Genomic DNA, 15,905 nt, shown 5'->3' with positions numbered 1-15,905 from the left:
TAACGGCAGATCAGCGCGTCACTACTTCTTCAGGACCTCGATGGACGGGTAGTCCGGCATGCGCCGGAAGTCCAGGGCCGCGGACTTGAGGTTCTTCGACTTCGCCGCGACGCCCTTCTCGTCCCACACCGGGATCGACGGCAAGTCCTTCGCGATCAGGTCCTCGGCCTGCTGGTACAGCTTGACCGCGGCGTCCTTGTCGGCGGTGGCGTCCGCCTGCGCCAGGATCGCGTCGACCTGCGGGTTCGAGTAGCTGGAGTCGTTCGAGGACCCGCCGGTCTTGTAGATCGGGTTGAGGAAGTCCTCGATGGACGGGTAGTCCGCGGACCAGTCCGAACGGCCCATGCCGGTCAGCTTCTTGCCGGTGACGATGCTGCGCCACTGACCGAAGTCGGTGGCCGGCACGAAGTCGCACTCGACGCCGAGGGTGTTCTTGATGCTGTTGCACGCCGCGGTCAGCGGTTCCTTGCGGCCGCCGTCCGCGTTGGACGCGATGGTCAGCTTGCCCGTGAACCCGGACTTCTGGAAGGCCTCCTTGGCCGCCGCCGGGTCGTACTTGCAGAACTGGCACACCCCGGGCCGCGCGCCCGGAATGCCCTGCGAGATGTAGCCGTCCGCCGGCACGTAGGTGTCGTTCATGACGGTCTTGGTGATCTGCGCCCGGTCGATCGACATCGAGATGGCTTTGCGCAGCTCGAGGTTGTTGTAGCCGGGCACGTAGTACGGGACGGCGATGGTGCTGATCCCGAGCAGGTGGCCGGTGACGAGCCGGTCGCCGAGGTCCGACTTGTACTTGCCGCCCGCGACCGCCGACGGCGGCAGCGCCTCCATGAAGTCCAGGCGCCCGCTCAGCAGGTCCTGGTAGGCGGTCTCCTGGCTGGCGTAGATCTTGATGTCGAGGTCCTTGAAGTGGACCTTGTCGTCACCCTTGTAGTCGTCGAAGCGGGTCAGCTTGATGTCCTGGTTCGGCGTCCGCGAGACGAACTTCATCGGGCCGTTGCCGATGGGGTGCTGCTCGAAGCCCTTGGGGTCCTTGAAGAACGCGTCGGGCAGCGGCGCGAACGCCTGGTAGCCGACCTTGATGTCGAAGACGGAGAACGGCGCGTCGAGCGTGACCTGGAACTCGTAGTCGCTCTTCTGCACCAGGCCGGACATCTTGTCGGTGGCCGGCTTGGCGTTGTCGGCCTCGGGGTGGACGTCCTTGTACCCCTGGATGTTCGAGAAGAAGTCGGTGTTGAGCTGGCCGTTCGGCGCGTAGGCGCCGTAGTTCCAGGCGTCGATGAAGTTGTGCGCCTTCACCTCGGTGCCGTCGTGGAACTTCCAGCCCTGCTTGATCTTGATGTCGTAGACCTTGGAGTCGGTCGTCGTGATCGAGTCGGCCATCAGGTTGAACGGCTTGGCGTCCGCGCCCTTGAAGCCGACGAGGGTGGCGAACATGACCTGGATCGCCTTGGTCCCGCCGAGGTCGTTGATGTTGGTCGGGACCAGCGCGTTCTGCGGTTCGGTGCCGTAGACGCTGACCGCGCCGTCCGGGTTTGTCTCGCCGGCTCCCGCGGAACTGCCCGATCCGCCGCCGCACGCGGCGAGCACGAGCGCCAGCGAAGTCATCACCACCGTGGGTCCCCAGAGCCTGCGCGAACGACGCATGATCCCCTCCATTTCCGGTGTGTCCGAAAGGTGAGACGCACGCTATCGGGGCCGGTGAAGCTGATCACAGGACTGCGGTGTTGCAAATGTGTGACGGTCGTCAGGACCACCTGGTTGGAGCACAACCAACGTAGGAATCCGGATACTCCGGACGGCGTAGCGCGGACAGGTGGTCATCACGCGCTCACCCACGGTTTGCTTGCGGCGCAAGTCTTTTGGGGTGGCCGAACGGTCGGTAAGGGCGGGAGCGGGCGACCGGTCGGGTTTGGACGCCGGCGCCGAACAGGCCAGGCCTTGCGACGACTCAAGGCCCGACTCACCTAGACCCGCGCCGGGATTCGCGCGTGCAACAGCGGGCGCCACGTCCGAAGTGGCGTTGCCGGCGGCGAACCGCCGCCGGGTCCTGAGGGAGGGAACCATCATGGTCGACTACTCGATCCGACGCGATGACCGGCCTCGGCGTCGCAGCAGTCCGGCCGCCTCAGCCGGGCCGGGTACGGCGCGGACCACCGCGGCGTGCGGGTACCACGAGACTTACCCGTTCGCGTACTGGTACAACTGCCGCTCGACGAACGTCAAGATCCGCGTCGACGTCATCGCTTACCCGGACTACGACTACTGCACGCTGCCCGGGGACAACCTGCTCGACAGCGGTTCTTCCCGCACCCGGGGCGCCCGGGAGATCGGCGGCTGCTGAGCGCGGGGGCGGCCCGCGGACGCGCCGGCCGCCCTCTTCGCGTTCAACGGATCAGGCCAGGGACAGGGCGATGCCGTCGAGGATGTCGTGCTCGCTGACCACCAGCTCGGTCGGGCCGCCGCGGGCCGCCAGTTGCTCGGCCAGGGTCTGGACCACCACCGCGCCGCCGCCGATCACGTCGACCCGGCCCGGGTGGATCACCGGGTTGGCCGCTCGCTGCGCGTGGTTCTCCGACAGCAGGCGGGAGGCCAGCCGGTCGATGTCCGCCGGGCTCAAAGTGGACAGGTGGACGCGCTCGCTGTCGTACTCCGGCAGCCCCAGCGCGATCGCCGACAGCGTCGTCACCGTGCCGGCGACACCCACCCACGTGCGAGCGCGCGCGACGTCGACCACGTCGAACGCCTCGGTCAGCACCTTGCCCGCCAGGTCGCGGGCGGTGGCGATCTCGTCCGCGGCCGGCGGGTCGCTCTTCAGCGCGCGCTCGGTGATGCGGACGCAGCCGATGTCGACGGACTTCGCGGCGAGCACCTCGGCCTGGCGGCCGTCCCACGTGCCGAGGACCAGCTCGGTCGAGCCGCCGCCGACGTCGGCCACCACGAACGGGCCGTCGTCCGGGTCCTGCTCGCCCACCGCGCCGGTGAACGACAGCCGGGCCTCCTCGTCGCCGCTGATCACTTCGGCTTCGACGCCGAGGGTCTCGCGGGTCATGCGGAAGAAGTCGTCGCGGTTCTTCGCGTCGCGCGTGGCGGACGTGGCGACCATCCGCACCTTCTCGACGCCCTTGCGCCGCGCGGCGATCGTGTAGTCGGCGAGCGCGGCACGCGTGCGTTCGATCGCTTCCGGCGCCAGCTGCCCGGTCGCGTCGACGCCTTGGCCGAGCCGGACGATCCGCATCTCGCGGTGCAGGTCGCGCAGGTCGACCGTGCCGTCGTGACGCGGCGTCAGCTCGGCCACGAGGAGGCGGATGGAGTTGGTCCCACAGTCGATCGCGGCAACACGAGGCATGCGATCACCCTAGCGGCCGGGTGTCGTCGTCCCGACGGTCGTGGTCGTGGTGGTGGCCGCGGTCGCGGTGACCGTCTGCCCGCACGTCGGCGGCGGCGGGGTGGTCGTCGTGCTCGGCGTGGTCTTACCGGTACTGGTCGGAGTCGGCGACGGCGGCGGCGTGGTCGTCGTGCTGATCACCGTGGCCGTGGTGGTGGTCGTCGTCGGCTTCGCGCACGAGTCCGACGGCGTGGTCTTCGTCGTCGTGCCCGCACCGGTCGGCGTCGTCGTGGGCACCGGCGGCGTCGTCGTCGGGGTCGGCGGGGGCGGGATCGCCGGTGGCGCGGGGAGCGCCGCCGCGTTCGGCGCGCCGATCGGCACCGTGCTGTCCGGCACCTGCATGATCCCGTTGCGGTACGCCTCGGCCCACAGGATCACGGTGTTCACGTACGTGTCGGAGTTGTTGTAGCGGTAGATCGCGCCCCGCAGCTGGTCCGGGTTCGAGAGGTCGAAGCCGCCGGAGCAGAGGTAGCGGCCGGTCGCCAGCGCCGCGTCGAAGATGTTGTTCGGGTCGGACTTGCCGTCGCCGTTGCCGTCGGAGGCGTACGCGCGCCACGTCGCCGGGATGAACTGCGTCGGGCCGACCGCGCGGTCCCACACCGGGTCCGTGTCGAGCTCGCCGTGGTCGGTGTCCGGGATCGCGGCGAACCCGCCCTGGCCGTTGAGCTCCGGGCCGAGGATCGGTTCGCGGGTGGTCCCGTTCGCGTCGACGTACCCGCCGCGCGCGTGGTTGGACTCGATCCGGCCGATGCTGGCGATCAGGGCCCAGTCGATGTGGCACGCGGGCAGCTCGCGGCCGAGGATGTCGGCGGCGTTCTTGTACGCGGCGAGCGCGGTGGCCGGGATGCCGAGGGGGCCGTCGGGGAGTTCGTACGCCGGGAGCGGCAGCGGGGTGGGCGCGCCGGGAAGGGTGCCGTCGACGGCGATCTGCTGGATGGCGGCGTGGCCGGGGTCGTAGCCCTGGCCGAGGGCGGCGTCGCGGGTGTGGTCACCGCTACCGCCGAGCCAGCCGAGCGTGCCGCCGCCGGCGAGCAACGCCGGGAGCACCGCGAAGACGCCGGTGATCAGGGGGAACGCGGTGCGGTGGCGGAGGCCGAATCTTCGGGTGTGGCTCCCGACTGCGTCAGGCAGTCGCCGCACGCGCATAGCTCGATACCCTCCTGGCCGGTCGCACCCTCGGGTGACAGCCTGCCGTACCCGGGGCGCGGTTTCACCCCTTCGGGAGTCTGGATCTCACCGGTCCGGGGTTTTCGCTCACCCAGACCAGTTATCTGTTCACGACGCGCGAGCGTTACGCGGCACAGTCTCCCGAGGGCCACCCGTTCGCCTTAAGGAGCTCCAGCGTCTCGTCACCGAACGGGTTCACGCCGGGACCGACCGCGAGCGAGTGGGCGACGTGCACGTGCAGGCACTTGACGCGGCCGGGCATGCCGCCGGCGGTGACCTGGTGGCCGAGCGGCTCGATCGCGTCGCGCTCGGCGAGGTAGGTCTCGTGGCAGCGCTGGTACTGGGCGGCCAGCTCGGGATCGGTGGAGAGCCGCTCGGTCATCTCCTTCATCAGCCCCGATGCCTCGATGGTGCCGATCATCGAGTTCAGCTTCGGGCAGGTCAGGTAGTAGAGCGTCGGGAACGGCGTGCCGTTCTCCAGCCGCGGGCTGGTCTGCACCACGGACGGGTGCCCGCTCGGGCACCGCGCGGCGACGGCCCGCAACGCCCGCGGCGGCCGTCCGAGCTGCTCCGCGATGGTCTCGCGGTCGGCGTCGGTGACGGGCTCGAACCGGTGCTGCTGCGTGCTGTTCACAGCGTCCAGGTTAGTTCAGCCGCCGGAGACCTGGTTCCAGAGGTTCTCGTACCAAGAGCCGTCCGGGACCTGCTGCTGTCCCTGCTGGGGCGCCGCGTCCGGGGCCTTGTCCTCGGGGAGCTGGACGATGTACGGCGTCTCGCCCGGCTTGACGTACCGCAGCCGCCGCCGGGCCTCCGCCTCGATCTGCGCCGGGTCGCTCAGCTCCGCCTTGCGGCCCTGGAGCTGGGCGACCGTCTGCTGCAGCTGGGCCTGCTGGGCCTGCTGCTCCCGGATCTCGGTGCGCTGGGCGAGGTACGTGCGCAAGGGCACGGCGATGGTGAACGCCAGCGCGCACACCACGATCGCCACCACCGCCGCGCGGCGGGTGGTGGACATGCCGAGCACCTTCGCCGCACCGGACGCGCGCTTCGCGGCCAGGCTCCGGCGCAGCCGGGCCCGCGTCGTCTCCGCGTCGCCGGTGCGGCGGCGCGCCGCCTCGGGGCGGCGGGCCGGCGCGGGCCGGTTGGCCCGCGTCGCCCCGCTGCCGCCGCGGCGGTTGCGCGTCGTCCTCCCCCGGTCGGCCATCGCGGGCTCAGCCCTCGGCGCTGAACCGCGGGAAGGCCAGCTCGCCGGCGTACCGGGCGGCGTCACCGAGGGTCTCCTCGATGCGCAGCAGCTGGTTGTACTTGGCGATCCGTTCGCCGCGGGCCGGGGCACCGGTCTTGATCTGGCCGACGCCGGTGGCGACCGCCAGGTCCGCGATGAACGTGTCCTCGGTCTCGCCCGAGCGGTGGCTCATCATCGACTTGTAGCCGAACGACGTCGCCAGCGAGATCGCGTCGAGCGTCTCCGACAGCGTGCCGATCTGGTTGACCTTCACCAGCAGCGCGTTCGCGGCACGGCGGGTGATGCCCTCCTCGAGGCGGTCCGGGTTGGTGACGAACAGGTCGTCGCCGACGATCTGGACCTTCTCGCCGACCTCGGCGGTCAGGGTGACCCAGCCGTCCCAGTCGTCCTCGCTCAGCGGGTCCTCGATGGACACGAGCGGGTAGTCGCGCAGCAGTTCGGCGTAGTACGCCGACATCTGCTCCGCGCTCTTCTTGCTGCCTTCGAAGGTGTACGCGCCGTCGGCGAAGAACTCCGTCGCGGCGACGTCCAGGGCGAGCGCGACGTCGCGGCCCGGGGTGTACCCGGCCTTCTCGATGGCCTGCAGGATCAGGTCGAGCGCCTCGCGGTTGTTCGCCAGGTTCGGCGCGAAGCCGCCTTCGTCGCCGAGACCGGTCGAGAGGCCGCGGCCCTTCAGCACCGACTTCAGCGAGTGGTAGACCTCGGCGCCCCAGCGCAGGGCCTCGCGGAAGGTCTCCGCGCCGATCGGCGCGATCATGAACTCCTGGACGTCGACGTTGCTGTCCGCGTGCGAACCGCCGTTGAGGATGTTCAGCATCGGGACCGGCAGCACGTGCGCGTTCGGCCCGCCCAGGTAGCGGAACAGCTCCAGCTCGGCCGACTCCGCGGCAGCCTTCGCGACGGCCAGCGAGACGCCGAGGATGGCGTTCGCGCCGAGGCGGGACTTCGCCGGCGTGCCGTCGAGGTCGACCAGCTTCTGGTCGACGATCCGCTGGTCGACGGCCTCGATGCCGACCATCTCCGGGCCGATCTCGTCGAGCACCGCGGCGACCGCGCGCTCGACGCCCTTGCCGTTGTAGCGGCCGGTGTCGCCGTCCCGCAGCTCGACCGCTTCGTGCTCACCGGTCGACGCACCCGACGGGACCGCGGCCCGCGCCAGCGTGCCGTCGTCGAGGGCCACCTCCACCTCGACCGTCGGGTTGCCACGCGAGTCCAGAATCTCGCGCGCGCCTACCTGCTCGATGAGAGCCACGCCATGCTCCTCGGTGCGTCGTGCCTGCGGTAACGCTGCCAGCCTAGCCGTCGTGGCTGTTCACCCGTTGGAGGACTCACCGCCCGCGCGGACGGCCTGCCAGCCCGGCGGCAGCTCGACGGTGTCGGACGTCTGCTGCCAGAACGTCCAGCTGTTGCCCCCGAGATCCGCCACGGTGAACACGCGGGCGCCGTAAGGCTGGTCCTGCGGCGGGTCGAGCTCGCCCTCGTCGCCGAGGGCCGTCTCGACCCGTTCGTACGCCTCGTCGACGTCGTCGACGTAGAGGATGTTGAGCTGACCGACCGGCCCGTCGACCCCCTTGGCCTGCCAGTAGTCCGGGCCGACGCCGGCGATCTGGATCCGCGCGTCGCCCGCGCGCAGCGTCGCCTGGAACACCTCGCCGGCGCCGTCGCTGAACCGGACCTCTTCGGTGAACCCGAAGACCCTGGTCAGCCAGGCGAGCGCCGCGGTGGCGTCGGCGTAGTAGAGGTAGGGCGCCAGGCCCCGGTACGGGCTGCTCATGGCGGCACAGTCCATCACGTCCCGTTCGGCGGCGTGTGCAACCCCCTCTTCCGAGGTAACGTGGGAGTGACCATGACGGACGCCGCAGCTGCTTCGCAGCCTCCCGAGGAGTCGCGGTTCCACGCCTTCCGCCAGGCCGAAGAACTGGTCGGCCGCCGCCGTCCGCTGGACGCGCTGAAGGCGCTGCAGCCCCTGCTGGAGACCGAGGCGGACAAGCCGTCGGTGCACCTGCTGGCCGGGCGCGCGTACTTCCACTCCGCGCAGCTGCGCCGCGCCGAGCAGGCGTTCACGCGGGTGCTCGAGCTGGACCCGACCGACCACTACGCCCGGTTCATCCTCGGCCGGACGCTGCAGCGCCTCGGCCGGTTCGTCGAAGCCCTGGCCCAGATGCGGATGGCGTCCGCGATGAACCCGGTGCCCGAGTACCTCGAGGCGATCAGCGAGGTCAAGGCGCACATCGCGCTGCGCGACTCCTGAGTCACCAGGGCCGAACGGCCCGGGACGTCTCGGACTTTCGGCCGATCAACGCGGGCCCCTCGGCCGATCCGCGCGACCCCCGCGAGCGGCGAAGCTGGTTCCAGACCGAACGAGGGAGGAACCGGAAATGTCGATCTTCGCCACCTTGGGTGCCTACGCCGGGTTGCTGCTGCTGGTCCTGATGGCCGTCACGCCGTTCTTCGCCGACCGCGAGCTCTAAGGCGCGACACTCGCTTCCGCGTAGGCGTCCGCCGCGCTGAACACGTCCTGGCCGTACGCGACGGCCTGGTTGTAGAACAGGATCGCCCGCCACCACCCCGCCGGCGTGCCGAGGTCGTCGCCCCCCGAACACAGGTAGCGCGCCGCCGTGAAGGCCGCGTCGTCGACGTTCTGCGGGTCCGGGGCGCCGCCGTCGCCGTTGGCCCGCTCCTGGTACTTCTTCCACGTCGACGGCAGGAACTGCAGCGGGCCGATCGCGTGGTCCCACGTCTTGTCGCCGTCGAGCTTGCCGCCGTCGGTGTCGTGCACCGCCGGGACGCCCGGCGAACCGTCCAGCGGCGGCCCGACCACCGGCTTGACGACGCGGCCGTTCGCGGCGATCGCCGAGAGGTCGAAGTCCCCCCGCTCGGTCTCGACCCGGCCGATGCCCGCCAGCGTCGCCCACGACAGGTGGCACGTCGGCCGCTGCCGCTGCATCCACATCTCCGCCCGGCCGTACGCGGCGAGCACGCGCGCCGGCAGGTGCGTCTTGTCCGCGACGCGGGTCGCCCACGCGTCCAGCTCGGCCTGGTCGGACACCGCGGGCCGGTCGACCGGCGCGGCGAGCCCGGCGCGCGGCGACTCGGCACCGGGCTGCGGGCGCTGCTCCGGGATGGCCAGCGCCGGCTGGACCGGCGGCGGCGCGGCGGGCGCGTCCGGGTTCCGGATCCCGATGGTGACGACGAGGACCACGCCGGTGAGCACCAACCCGAGCGAGAGGGCGATCCGGCCGACGTACCGCCGGGGCGGGCCGCCCGGAGGCGACGACGGGCGCGTGACGGTCGGCTGAGCGGTATCGGCCACCCGATCAGGTTACGGAGCCACTCAAGAGGGGTCCCTCGGACGGCTGATCAGGCAAGCGGACGGTTAAAACAAGCCCACTGCCAGCGACATCACAAATTTTGTTATCGAGTCGACGCGCAGGCTCCTGACCTGCGGTTACCCTAACCTAACTTCCGACCTATGCACTATTTGTCCGATTGTATCGTTTCGAGTGGCCACCGGCCCGCTGGACTTACAGGTGAGCCTTACCTAAAAACATCATGGAAGCAGAACCTCAGGGAGGCGGACCGGTGTTGTTCTCGAGCGCGCTGATCGGACTGCGCGAAGGTCTGGAAGCCGCGCTGGTCGTCAGCATCCTGGTGGCGTTCCTGGTCAAGACCGACCGGCGCCACGCGCTGCGCTGGGTGTGGCCGGGTGTCGGCGCCGCGGTGCTGCTGTCGGTCGCCGTCGGCGCGGTCCTCACCTTCACGACCGCCCAGCTGACCTTCGAGCACCAGGAGCTGCTCGGCGGCAGCCTGTCGATCGTCGCCGTCGTGTTCGTCACCGCGATGATCTTCTGGATGCGCAAGGCGTCGAAGAGCATCGCCGCCGAGCTGCGCGGGAAGATGGACGACGCGCTGGACGTCGGCCCCGCGGCCGTGCTGCTGCTGTCGTTCCTCGCGGTCGGGCGCGAAGGGCTGGAGACGGCGGTGTTCTTCTACTCGACCGTCCAAGCCGCGCAGTTGAATTCCGTGCAGCCGCTGATCGGCTTCACCGCCGGCATCGCGATCGCGGTCGTGCTGGCCTGGCTGCTCTACAAGGGCGCCGTCCGGTTCAACCTCTCCAAGTTCTTCACGATCACCGGCGTGCTGCTGGTGTTCGTCGCCGCGGGCGTGCTCGGCTACGGCCTGCACGACCTGCAGGAGGCCGCGTTCCTGCCCGGCATCCACACCCTCGCCTTCGACGCGTCGGCGACGCTGCCCGAGACGTCCTGGTACGGCGCGCTGCTGAAGGGCATCTTCAACTACTCGCAGCAGACGACCGTGCTGCAGGCCGTCGCCTGGGTCGCCTACGTCGCCGTCGTGCTGCCCCTGTTCCTCAAGCCCAGCAAGAAGACCGCGCCGGCGCCCGTCGCCGCGGCCGCCTCGAAGGAGTGACCGTGCGCAAGACCCCCTCGCTGGCCGTACTGGCCGGCGCCGCCGTCCTGGTGACGCTGGCCGCGTGCGACAGCAAGAGCGATCCCGCGAGCGCCGCGGGCGCCGGTGGCCCGATCAAGGTTTCGGCGTCCGACACCGCGTGCGAGGTCTCCGCGAACACGGCCAACGCGGGCAACCTGACCTTCGAGATCACCAACAAAGGCAGCAAGGTCACCGAGTTCTACCTCTACGCCGAGGGCGACCGGATCATGGGCGAGGTCGAGAACATCGCGCCCGGCCTGAACCGGCGGCTGATCGTCGAGGTCGCCGACGCCGGCAAGTACCAGACCGCGTGCAAGCCGGGCATGGCCGGCGACGGCATCCGCGGCGACTTCACCGTCACCGGCGGCGCGCCCAAGCAGGGTGACGCGAACGCGCAGAAGGCCCAGGCCACCAAGAGCTACAACGACTACATCGCGAACAACACCGCCGCCCTCGAAGAGGAGACCGGCAAGTTCGTCGACCTCGTCAAGGCGGGCAAGGTCGACGAGGCGAAGGCCGCGTACGCGCGCACCCGCGTCTACTACGAGCGCATCGAGCCGGTGGCCGAGAAGTTCGGCGACCTGGACCCGGCCATCGACGTCCGCGAGGCCGACCTCGAGCCGGGCCAGCAGTTCACCGGGTTCCACCGGCTGGAGAAGGACCTGTTCAAGACCGGTCTGCAGGCCGACAGCCCGCAGATCGCGGACAAGCTGCTGACCGACGTCAAGGACCTGGTCGCGAAGACCAAGACGCTGCAGCTGACCGCGCTCGACCTCGCGAACGGCGCGAAGGGCCTGCTCGACGAGGTCGCCACCAAGAAGATCGCCGGCGAGGAGGAGACCTTCTCGCACACCGACCTCTGGGACTTCCAGGCCAACCTGGACGGCTCGAAGGGCGCGATCACGGCGCTGCGGCCGATCCTGCAGGCGAAGGACCCGGCCCTGGTGTCCACTTTGGACAAGGAGTTCACGAACGTCCAGGGCCTGCTCGACAAGCAGCGCGCGGGTGACGGCTTCAAGCTCTACACGGACCTTTCCCAGGACCAGGTCAAGGAGTTCGCTTCGGCCGTCGACGCGCTGAGCGAGCCGCTGAGCAAGGTTGCGGAGGTCGTCTCGAAGTGACGTCGACAGAGGGCACGCGGGTTTCGCGGCGGAAGCTCTTCGGCCTGGCGGGCGCCGGGGTCGCGCTCGCCGGGGCGGGGGCCGCCGCCGGGATCGGGATCGACAAGGCGACGGGCAGCGCCGAGGCGGCGGTGAACATCGTCGGCTTCGAGGGGGAGCACCAGGCCGGCATCGACACGCCGACCCAGGCGAACCTGCACTTCGCGGCCCTCGACGTCACCACGAAGGACCGCGAGAAGCTGCGGCAGCTGCTGAAGACGTGGACCGACGCGGCCCGCCGGATGACGACGGGCCAGGAGGTCGTGGCGAACGGCGCCATCGGCGGCGGCGAGTACGCGCCGCCCGGCGACACCGGCGAGGCGCTCGACCTGCCGGCGTCGAACCTGACGCTGACCATCGGCTTCGGGCCGTCGCTGTTCGACGGCCGGTTCGGCCTGGCGGGCAAGCGGCCGCCGCAGCTGATCGACCTGCCGCTGTTCCCGAAGGACAAGCTCGACCCGGCCCGCAGCGGCGGCGACCTGTGCATCCAGGCCTGCGCGGACGACCCGCAGGTCGCGGTGCACGCGGTCCGCAACCTGGTGCGGCTCGGCTTCGGCGTCACCGAGGTCCGCTGGTCGCAGCTCGGCTTCGGCCGCAGCTCGTCGACGTCGCGGGCGCAAGCGACGCCGCGGAACCTGTTCGGCTTCAAGGACGGCACGAACAACATCAAGTCCGAGGACACGGACTTCCTGCGCGACCAGGTGTGGGCTTCGCCGGACGACGGCCAGGCCTGGATGGCGGGCGGCTCGTACCTGGTGGCGCGCCGCATCCGGATGCACATCGAGACGTGGGACCGCGAAACCCTCGATGGCCAGCAGAAGATCATCGGCCGCACGAAGGGCACCGGCGCCCCGCTGGGCCAGACCGCGGAGTTCGACGAGCTGGACCTCGACGTCGGCGGCGAGGGCGGCGAGAAGGTGATCCCGGAGGACGCGCACGTCCGACTGGCCTCGCACCAGGCGCTGAACGGCGTCCGGATCCTGCGCAGGGGCTACAACTTCGTCGACGGTTCGGACGGCGTCGGGCACCTCGAGGCGGGTCTGTTCTTCCTGGCGTTCAACCGGGACACGCGCAAGCAGTACGTGCCGATGCAGCAGGCGCTGTCCTCGAAGGACGCGATGATGGAGTACGTCCAGCACACCGGTTCGGCGCACTTCGCGGTGCCGCCGGGCGTCTCGAAGACCGGTTACTGGGGCGAAGGGCTCTTCGCCTAGAACTGCGCGGCGTCGTCGATAGCATGCCTGGCATGGCCATCAAACTTGAGAACGTCGGCATCACCGTTCGCGATCTCGAAGCGGCGATCGCCTTTTTCACCGACCTCGGGCTCACGGTCGTCGGCCGGGACACGGTCAGTGGCGAGTGGACCGACACCGCCGTCGGCCTCGATGGCAACCACGCCCACATCGCCATGCTCCGGACACCGGACGGCCAGGGCCGCCTCGAGCTCTTCGAGTACATCCACCCCGAAGCGATCGAGTCGGAGCCCACTCGTCCCAACGAGATCGGCATGCACCGCGTCGCCTTTTCCGTCGACAACCTCGACGAAGCCCTTGAGATAGCCGCAAGGCACGGGTGCCACCCGCTTCGCGGCGTGGCGACGTACGAGGACGTCTACAAGCTCACGTACGTCCGCGGTCCCGGCGGCATCATCGTGATGCTCGCCGAGGAGCTGAAGAAGCACTGATCGGCGCTACTCCACCTGTTCCGTCGGGTAGCGGTCCCGGATGCGGGTGTTGAAGAACCGGCCGTGGCTCGACGACGCCATCAGCTCGCGGTGCACGGACTCCGGCACCAGCCGGTACCGGTAGACGCTCTCGTTCACGAACTCGATCTCCAGGAGGTGCTCCTCCCGGTCGTAGCCGATCGACGCGATCGTCGATGAGCTCACGGCGTGGCGGCGCATGTCACCCATTATCCCCTTGCCTAAACCCTTTAGGTAAATCTACAGTGGCTTTAGGAGGTGGCTGATGGTTCGCGTCGGGTTGACGACCGAACGGCTGGTCCAAGCGGGCGCCGAGCTGGCCGATGAGCTCGGGTTCGACCGGGTCACGCCGTCGGAGCTGGCGCGCAGGTTCGACGTCAAGGTCGCGAGCCTGTATTCGCACGTCAAGAACGCGCACGACCTGCGGACGCGGATCGCGCTGCTGGCCCTGGAGGAGCTCGCCGACCGGGCCGCCGCCGCGCTGGCCGGCCGGTCCGGGCGGGACGCGCTGGTCGCGTTCGCCGACGTCCACCGCGACTACGCCCGGGAGCACCCGGGCCGGTTCGCCGCGGCGCAGCTGCGGCTCGACGCGGAGACCGCGGCGGCGAGCGCCGGCGTGCGGCACGCGGAGCTGATGCGCGCGATCCTGCGCGGCTACGACCTCACCGGGCCGGACCAGACGCACGCCGTCCGGCTGCTCGGCAGCTTCGTCCGCGGGTTCGTCGCCCTCGAAGCCGACGGCGGCTTCGACCACAGCCCGCCCGCGGCGCCCGAAAGCTGGACCCGCCTCCTCGACGTCCTCGACTCCCTTCTCCACGATTGGCCACGCTCGTGATCACCACCCCGCTCAACGACCTCGTCCGCGGCGCCCTCGAACTCGAAGAGACCCCGCGCGGCCTGGTCCCGCACCGGCTCCCGGCCCGCGCGCGGGCGCAGAACACCGACCCGCGGCTCGCGATGGCCGAAGCGCAGCCCGCGGGCGTCCGCCTGCGGTTCCGCACGACGGCTCGCCTGATCGAGCTCGACACGCTGCCGACGAAGGTCGAGTACCCGGGCGCGCCGCCGCGTCCGGACGGCGTCTACGACCTGCTGGTCGACGGCAAGCTCGCCGCCCAGGCGACCGCGCCCGCCGGCGTCCGGTTCGCGGACCTGCCCGGGCACGACAAGGACGTCGAGATCTGGTTGCCGCACAACGAACTGACGACGCTGGTCGCGTTGCGCACGGACGCCCCGGTTTCGCCCGCGCCTCGCGCCGGCCGCGTGTGGCTGCACCACGGCAGTTCGATCAGCCAGGGTTCGAACGCGGCGAGCCCGTCGACGACGTGGACCGCGCTGGCCGCGCTTTCGGCCGGGGTCGAGCTGGTCAACCTGGGCTTCAGCGGGAACGCGCTGCTGGACCCGTTCACCGCCCGCGCGCTGCGCGACACCCCGGCGGACCTGGTCAGCGTGAAGCTCGGCATCAACGTCGTCAACGCGGACCTCATGCGGCTGCGCGCGTTCGGCCCGGCGGTCCACGGGTTCCTCGACACGATCCGCGAGGGTCATCCGTCGACGCCGCTGCTGGTCGTCTCGCCGCTGTACTGCCCGATCCACGAGCGGACCCCGGGTCCCGGCGACTTCGACCACGCGGCGCTGGCGTCGGGGGTCGTGCGCTTCCGCGCGACCGGCGAACCGGGTGAGGGGAAGCTGACGCTCGAGGTGATCCGGGACGCGCTGGCGGAGATCGTGGCGCAGCGCGATGACCCGGCTTTGCACTACGTGGACGGGCTGTCGTTGTACGGGCCCGCCGACTACGCGGAGTTCCCGCTGCCGGACGAGCTGCACCCGGACGGCCCCGCCCACGAACGGATCGCTGCGCGGTTCGCGCCCCGGCTTGACTTCAACCTCCCTTGAAGTTGAAGGCTGGTGGCGTGTTCACCGAAGCAGAGCTCGAGTACCTCGACGCCCAGCCGCTGGGCCGGCTGGCGACCCAGCAGCCGAACGGAACCCTGCAGGTCAACCCGGTCGGCTTCCGGTACAACCCGGACGAGAAGGCCATCGACGTCACCGGCCACAACCTCAGCGGCAGCAAGAAGTTCCGCAACGTCCGGGAGAACGGCCGGGTCGCGTTCGTCGTCGACGACCTGCCGTCGACGAACCCGTGGCGCGTGCGCTGCCTGGAGATCCGCGGCCGCGCGGAGGCGCTGACCGGGGTGAACCTCCCGGACAACCACTTCGACGACGCCGTGATCCGGATCCACCCCGAGCGGATCCTGGCCTTCGGGGTCGAGGACTGGGACCGGGAGCCGCTGGAGCTGGAGGCGAACATCCGCAACGTGTGACGCCGGTGGGGCGCCGGGTCCGGCGCCCCACCCGCCAGGTCACTCGTTCACGCAGCCGCTCCGGGTGCAGGCCCGCTGGCCGAGCTTGTGGTTGTCCAGGTCGTACAGGCTGATGTGGATGAGCACCACGCCGCCGACCTTGTCGATGGTGTGGCCGTGGGAAATGGTGGCGTTGGTCCCCGCGGCCGCGCGAGTGCACTTCACCGGGCTGGTGTCGGTGCCGTTCACGCCCCACGAACAGACCTCGCGACCGCCGCTGACGGCGTGGAGGCTGCCGGACACGGTCGCCGATCGCCCGTCACCCCACGCGATCGACCCCGCCGCCAAGGTCGCGCCGTACGGGATCGACCACGGCTTCGTGACTGCTGCTTCGGCGGTGCCGGTGGTGCCCAAGACGGCGCCGGCGACCGCGGTGGTGGCCAGGAGTGTTCGAAGCATGCGCATGAAGGTCCTCCCTCGGAAGCGGCCGGTCACG

The 15,905-nt window shown here is 70.3% G+C and carries 19 protein-coding genes; 9 read left to right on the top strand and 10 right to left on the bottom strand.

The features are described 5' to 3' along the window. Positions 1-21 precede the first annotated feature (21 nt). Positions 22-1,647, bottom strand: a complete 1,626-nt coding sequence (locus tag ACZ7OH_RS29160; RefSeq protein ID WP_470283720.1) for a peptide ABC transporter substrate-binding protein — start codon at positions 1,645-1,647, stop codon at positions 22-24. A gap of 421 nt (positions 1,648-2,068) precedes the next feature. On the opposite strand from ACZ7OH_RS29160, the gene ACZ7OH_RS29155 reads away from it, so the two are divergent. Then, positions 2,069-2,344 (top strand): DUF6355 family natural product biosynthesis protein, encoded by a 276-nt coding sequence (locus ACZ7OH_RS29155; protein ID WP_470283719.1) that lies wholly within the window; start codon positions 2,069-2,071, stop codon positions 2,342-2,344. A 51-nt stretch (positions 2,345-2,395) separates the two neighbouring features. Here ACZ7OH_RS29155 and ACZ7OH_RS29150 read toward each other — a convergent pair whose 3' ends face one another. The 6 genes from ACZ7OH_RS29150 to ACZ7OH_RS29125 form a co-directional block, all read right to left on the bottom strand. Further along, positions 2,396-3,349, bottom strand: coding sequence for a Ppx/GppA phosphatase family protein (locus ACZ7OH_RS29150; RefSeq protein ID WP_470283718.1), 954 nt, complete (start codon positions 3,347-3,349; stop codon positions 2,396-2,398). Between the two features lie 9 nt (positions 3,350-3,358). Continuing rightward, positions 3,359-4,534: a lytic transglycosylase domain-containing protein gene (locus tag ACZ7OH_RS29145; RefSeq protein ID WP_470283717.1), complete on the bottom strand. Its 1,176-nt coding sequence runs from the start codon at positions 4,532-4,534 to the stop codon at positions 3,359-3,361. A 145-nt stretch (positions 4,535-4,679) separates the two neighbouring features. Next, positions 4,680-5,189: a DUF501 domain-containing protein gene (locus ACZ7OH_RS29140; protein WP_400894954.1), complete on the bottom strand. Its 510-nt coding sequence runs from the start codon at positions 5,187-5,189 to the stop codon at positions 4,680-4,682. A 15-nt stretch (positions 5,190-5,204) separates the two neighbouring features. Next, positions 5,205-5,567, bottom strand: coding sequence for an FtsB family cell division protein (locus tag ACZ7OH_RS29135; RefSeq protein ID WP_086682701.1), 363 nt, complete (start codon positions 5,565-5,567; stop codon positions 5,205-5,207). Positions 5,568-5,763: 196 nt separating this feature from the next. Further along, positions 5,764-7,050, bottom strand: a complete 1,287-nt coding sequence (eno, locus tag ACZ7OH_RS29130) for a phosphopyruvate hydratase (protein ID WP_086865093.1) — start codon at positions 7,048-7,050, stop codon at positions 5,764-5,766. Positions 7,051-7,110: 60 nt separating this feature from the next. Next, positions 7,111-7,572: a VOC family protein gene (locus tag ACZ7OH_RS29125; protein ID WP_470283716.1), complete on the bottom strand. Its 462-nt coding sequence runs from the start codon at positions 7,570-7,572 to the stop codon at positions 7,111-7,113. 72 nt (positions 7,573-7,644) lie between these two features. Here ACZ7OH_RS29125 and ACZ7OH_RS29120 point away from each other — a divergent pair, with 72 nt between their 5' ends. Next, complete coding sequence (locus ACZ7OH_RS29120; protein WP_470283715.1) at positions 7,645-8,049, top strand: tetratricopeptide repeat protein; 405 nt, start codon at positions 7,645-7,647, stop codon at positions 8,047-8,049. Between the two features lie 216 nt (positions 8,050-8,265). On the opposite strand, the gene ACZ7OH_RS29115 is transcribed toward ACZ7OH_RS29120, so the two are convergent. Then, positions 8,266-9,012: a lysozyme family protein gene (locus ACZ7OH_RS29115; RefSeq protein WP_470283784.1), complete on the bottom strand. Its 747-nt coding sequence runs from the start codon at positions 9,010-9,012 to the stop codon at positions 8,266-8,268. Between the two features lie 368 nt (positions 9,013-9,380). Between ACZ7OH_RS29115 and efeU the strand changes: the two genes are divergently transcribed. Genes efeU through ACZ7OH_RS29095 form a run of 4 tightly spaced genes read left to right on the top strand, consistent with a single transcriptional unit; the run spans position 9,381 to position 13,091 of the window. Then, positions 9,381-10,226 (top strand): iron uptake transporter permease EfeU, encoded by an 846-nt coding sequence (gene efeU, locus ACZ7OH_RS29110; protein ID WP_470283714.1) that lies wholly within the window; start codon positions 9,381-9,383, stop codon positions 10,224-10,226. Next, complete coding sequence (efeO, locus tag ACZ7OH_RS29105; RefSeq protein ID WP_470283713.1) at positions 10,223-11,368, top strand: iron uptake system protein EfeO; 1,146 nt, start codon at positions 10,223-10,225, stop codon at positions 11,366-11,368. Before efeU ends, efeO begins: the two co-directional genes overlap by 4 nt. Next, positions 11,365-12,621 carry an iron uptake transporter deferrochelatase/peroxidase subunit gene (gene efeB, locus ACZ7OH_RS29100; protein ID WP_470283712.1) on the top strand — a complete coding sequence of 419 codons (1,257 nt, stop codon included), beginning with the start codon at positions 11,365-11,367 and terminating at the stop codon, positions 12,619-12,621. The genes efeO and efeB overlap by 4 nt, the downstream gene beginning before the upstream one ends. Positions 12,622-12,653: 32 nt before the next feature. Then, positions 12,654-13,091, top strand: coding sequence for a VOC family protein (locus ACZ7OH_RS29095; RefSeq protein ID WP_470283711.1), 438 nt, complete (start codon positions 12,654-12,656; stop codon positions 13,089-13,091). Between the two features lie 6 nt (positions 13,092-13,097). Here ACZ7OH_RS29095 and ACZ7OH_RS29090 read toward each other — a convergent pair whose 3' ends face one another. Further along, on the bottom strand, positions 13,098-13,310 hold the full coding sequence (locus ACZ7OH_RS29090; protein ID WP_470283710.1) for a KTSC domain-containing protein: 213 nt from the start codon (positions 13,308-13,310) through the stop codon (positions 13,098-13,100). Positions 13,311-13,374: 64 nt separating this feature from the next. On the opposite strand from ACZ7OH_RS29090, the gene ACZ7OH_RS29085 reads away from it, so the two are divergent. Genes ACZ7OH_RS29085 through ACZ7OH_RS29075 form a run of 3 tightly spaced genes read left to right on the top strand, consistent with a single transcriptional unit; the run spans position 13,375 to position 15,430 of the window. Beyond that, positions 13,375-13,944: a TetR/AcrR family transcriptional regulator gene (locus ACZ7OH_RS29085; protein WP_470283709.1), complete on the top strand. Its 570-nt coding sequence runs from the start codon at positions 13,375-13,377 to the stop codon at positions 13,942-13,944. Then, positions 13,941-15,002 (top strand): SGNH/GDSL hydrolase family protein, encoded by a 1,062-nt coding sequence (locus ACZ7OH_RS29080; RefSeq protein WP_470283783.1) that lies wholly within the window; start codon positions 13,941-13,943, stop codon positions 15,000-15,002. The genes ACZ7OH_RS29085 and ACZ7OH_RS29080 overlap by 4 nt, the downstream gene beginning before the upstream one ends. A gap of 17 nt (positions 15,003-15,019) precedes the next feature. Further along, complete coding sequence (locus tag ACZ7OH_RS29075; RefSeq protein WP_470283708.1) at positions 15,020-15,430, top strand: PPOX class F420-dependent oxidoreductase; 411 nt, start codon at positions 15,020-15,022, stop codon at positions 15,428-15,430. Between the two features lie 39 nt (positions 15,431-15,469). Here ACZ7OH_RS29075 and ACZ7OH_RS29070 read toward each other — a convergent pair whose 3' ends face one another. After that, positions 15,470-15,868 carry a hypothetical protein gene (locus tag ACZ7OH_RS29070; protein ID WP_470283707.1) on the bottom strand — a complete coding sequence of 133 codons (399 nt, stop codon included), beginning with the start codon at positions 15,866-15,868 and terminating at the stop codon, positions 15,470-15,472. Between the last annotated feature and the right edge of the window lie 37 nt (positions 15,869-15,905).

This window comes from Amycolatopsis sp. NPDC114478 (assembly GCF_055633805.1).
Note: the sequence above shows the minus strand (reverse complement) of the source record. Positions and strands in the feature narration are given on the sequence as shown.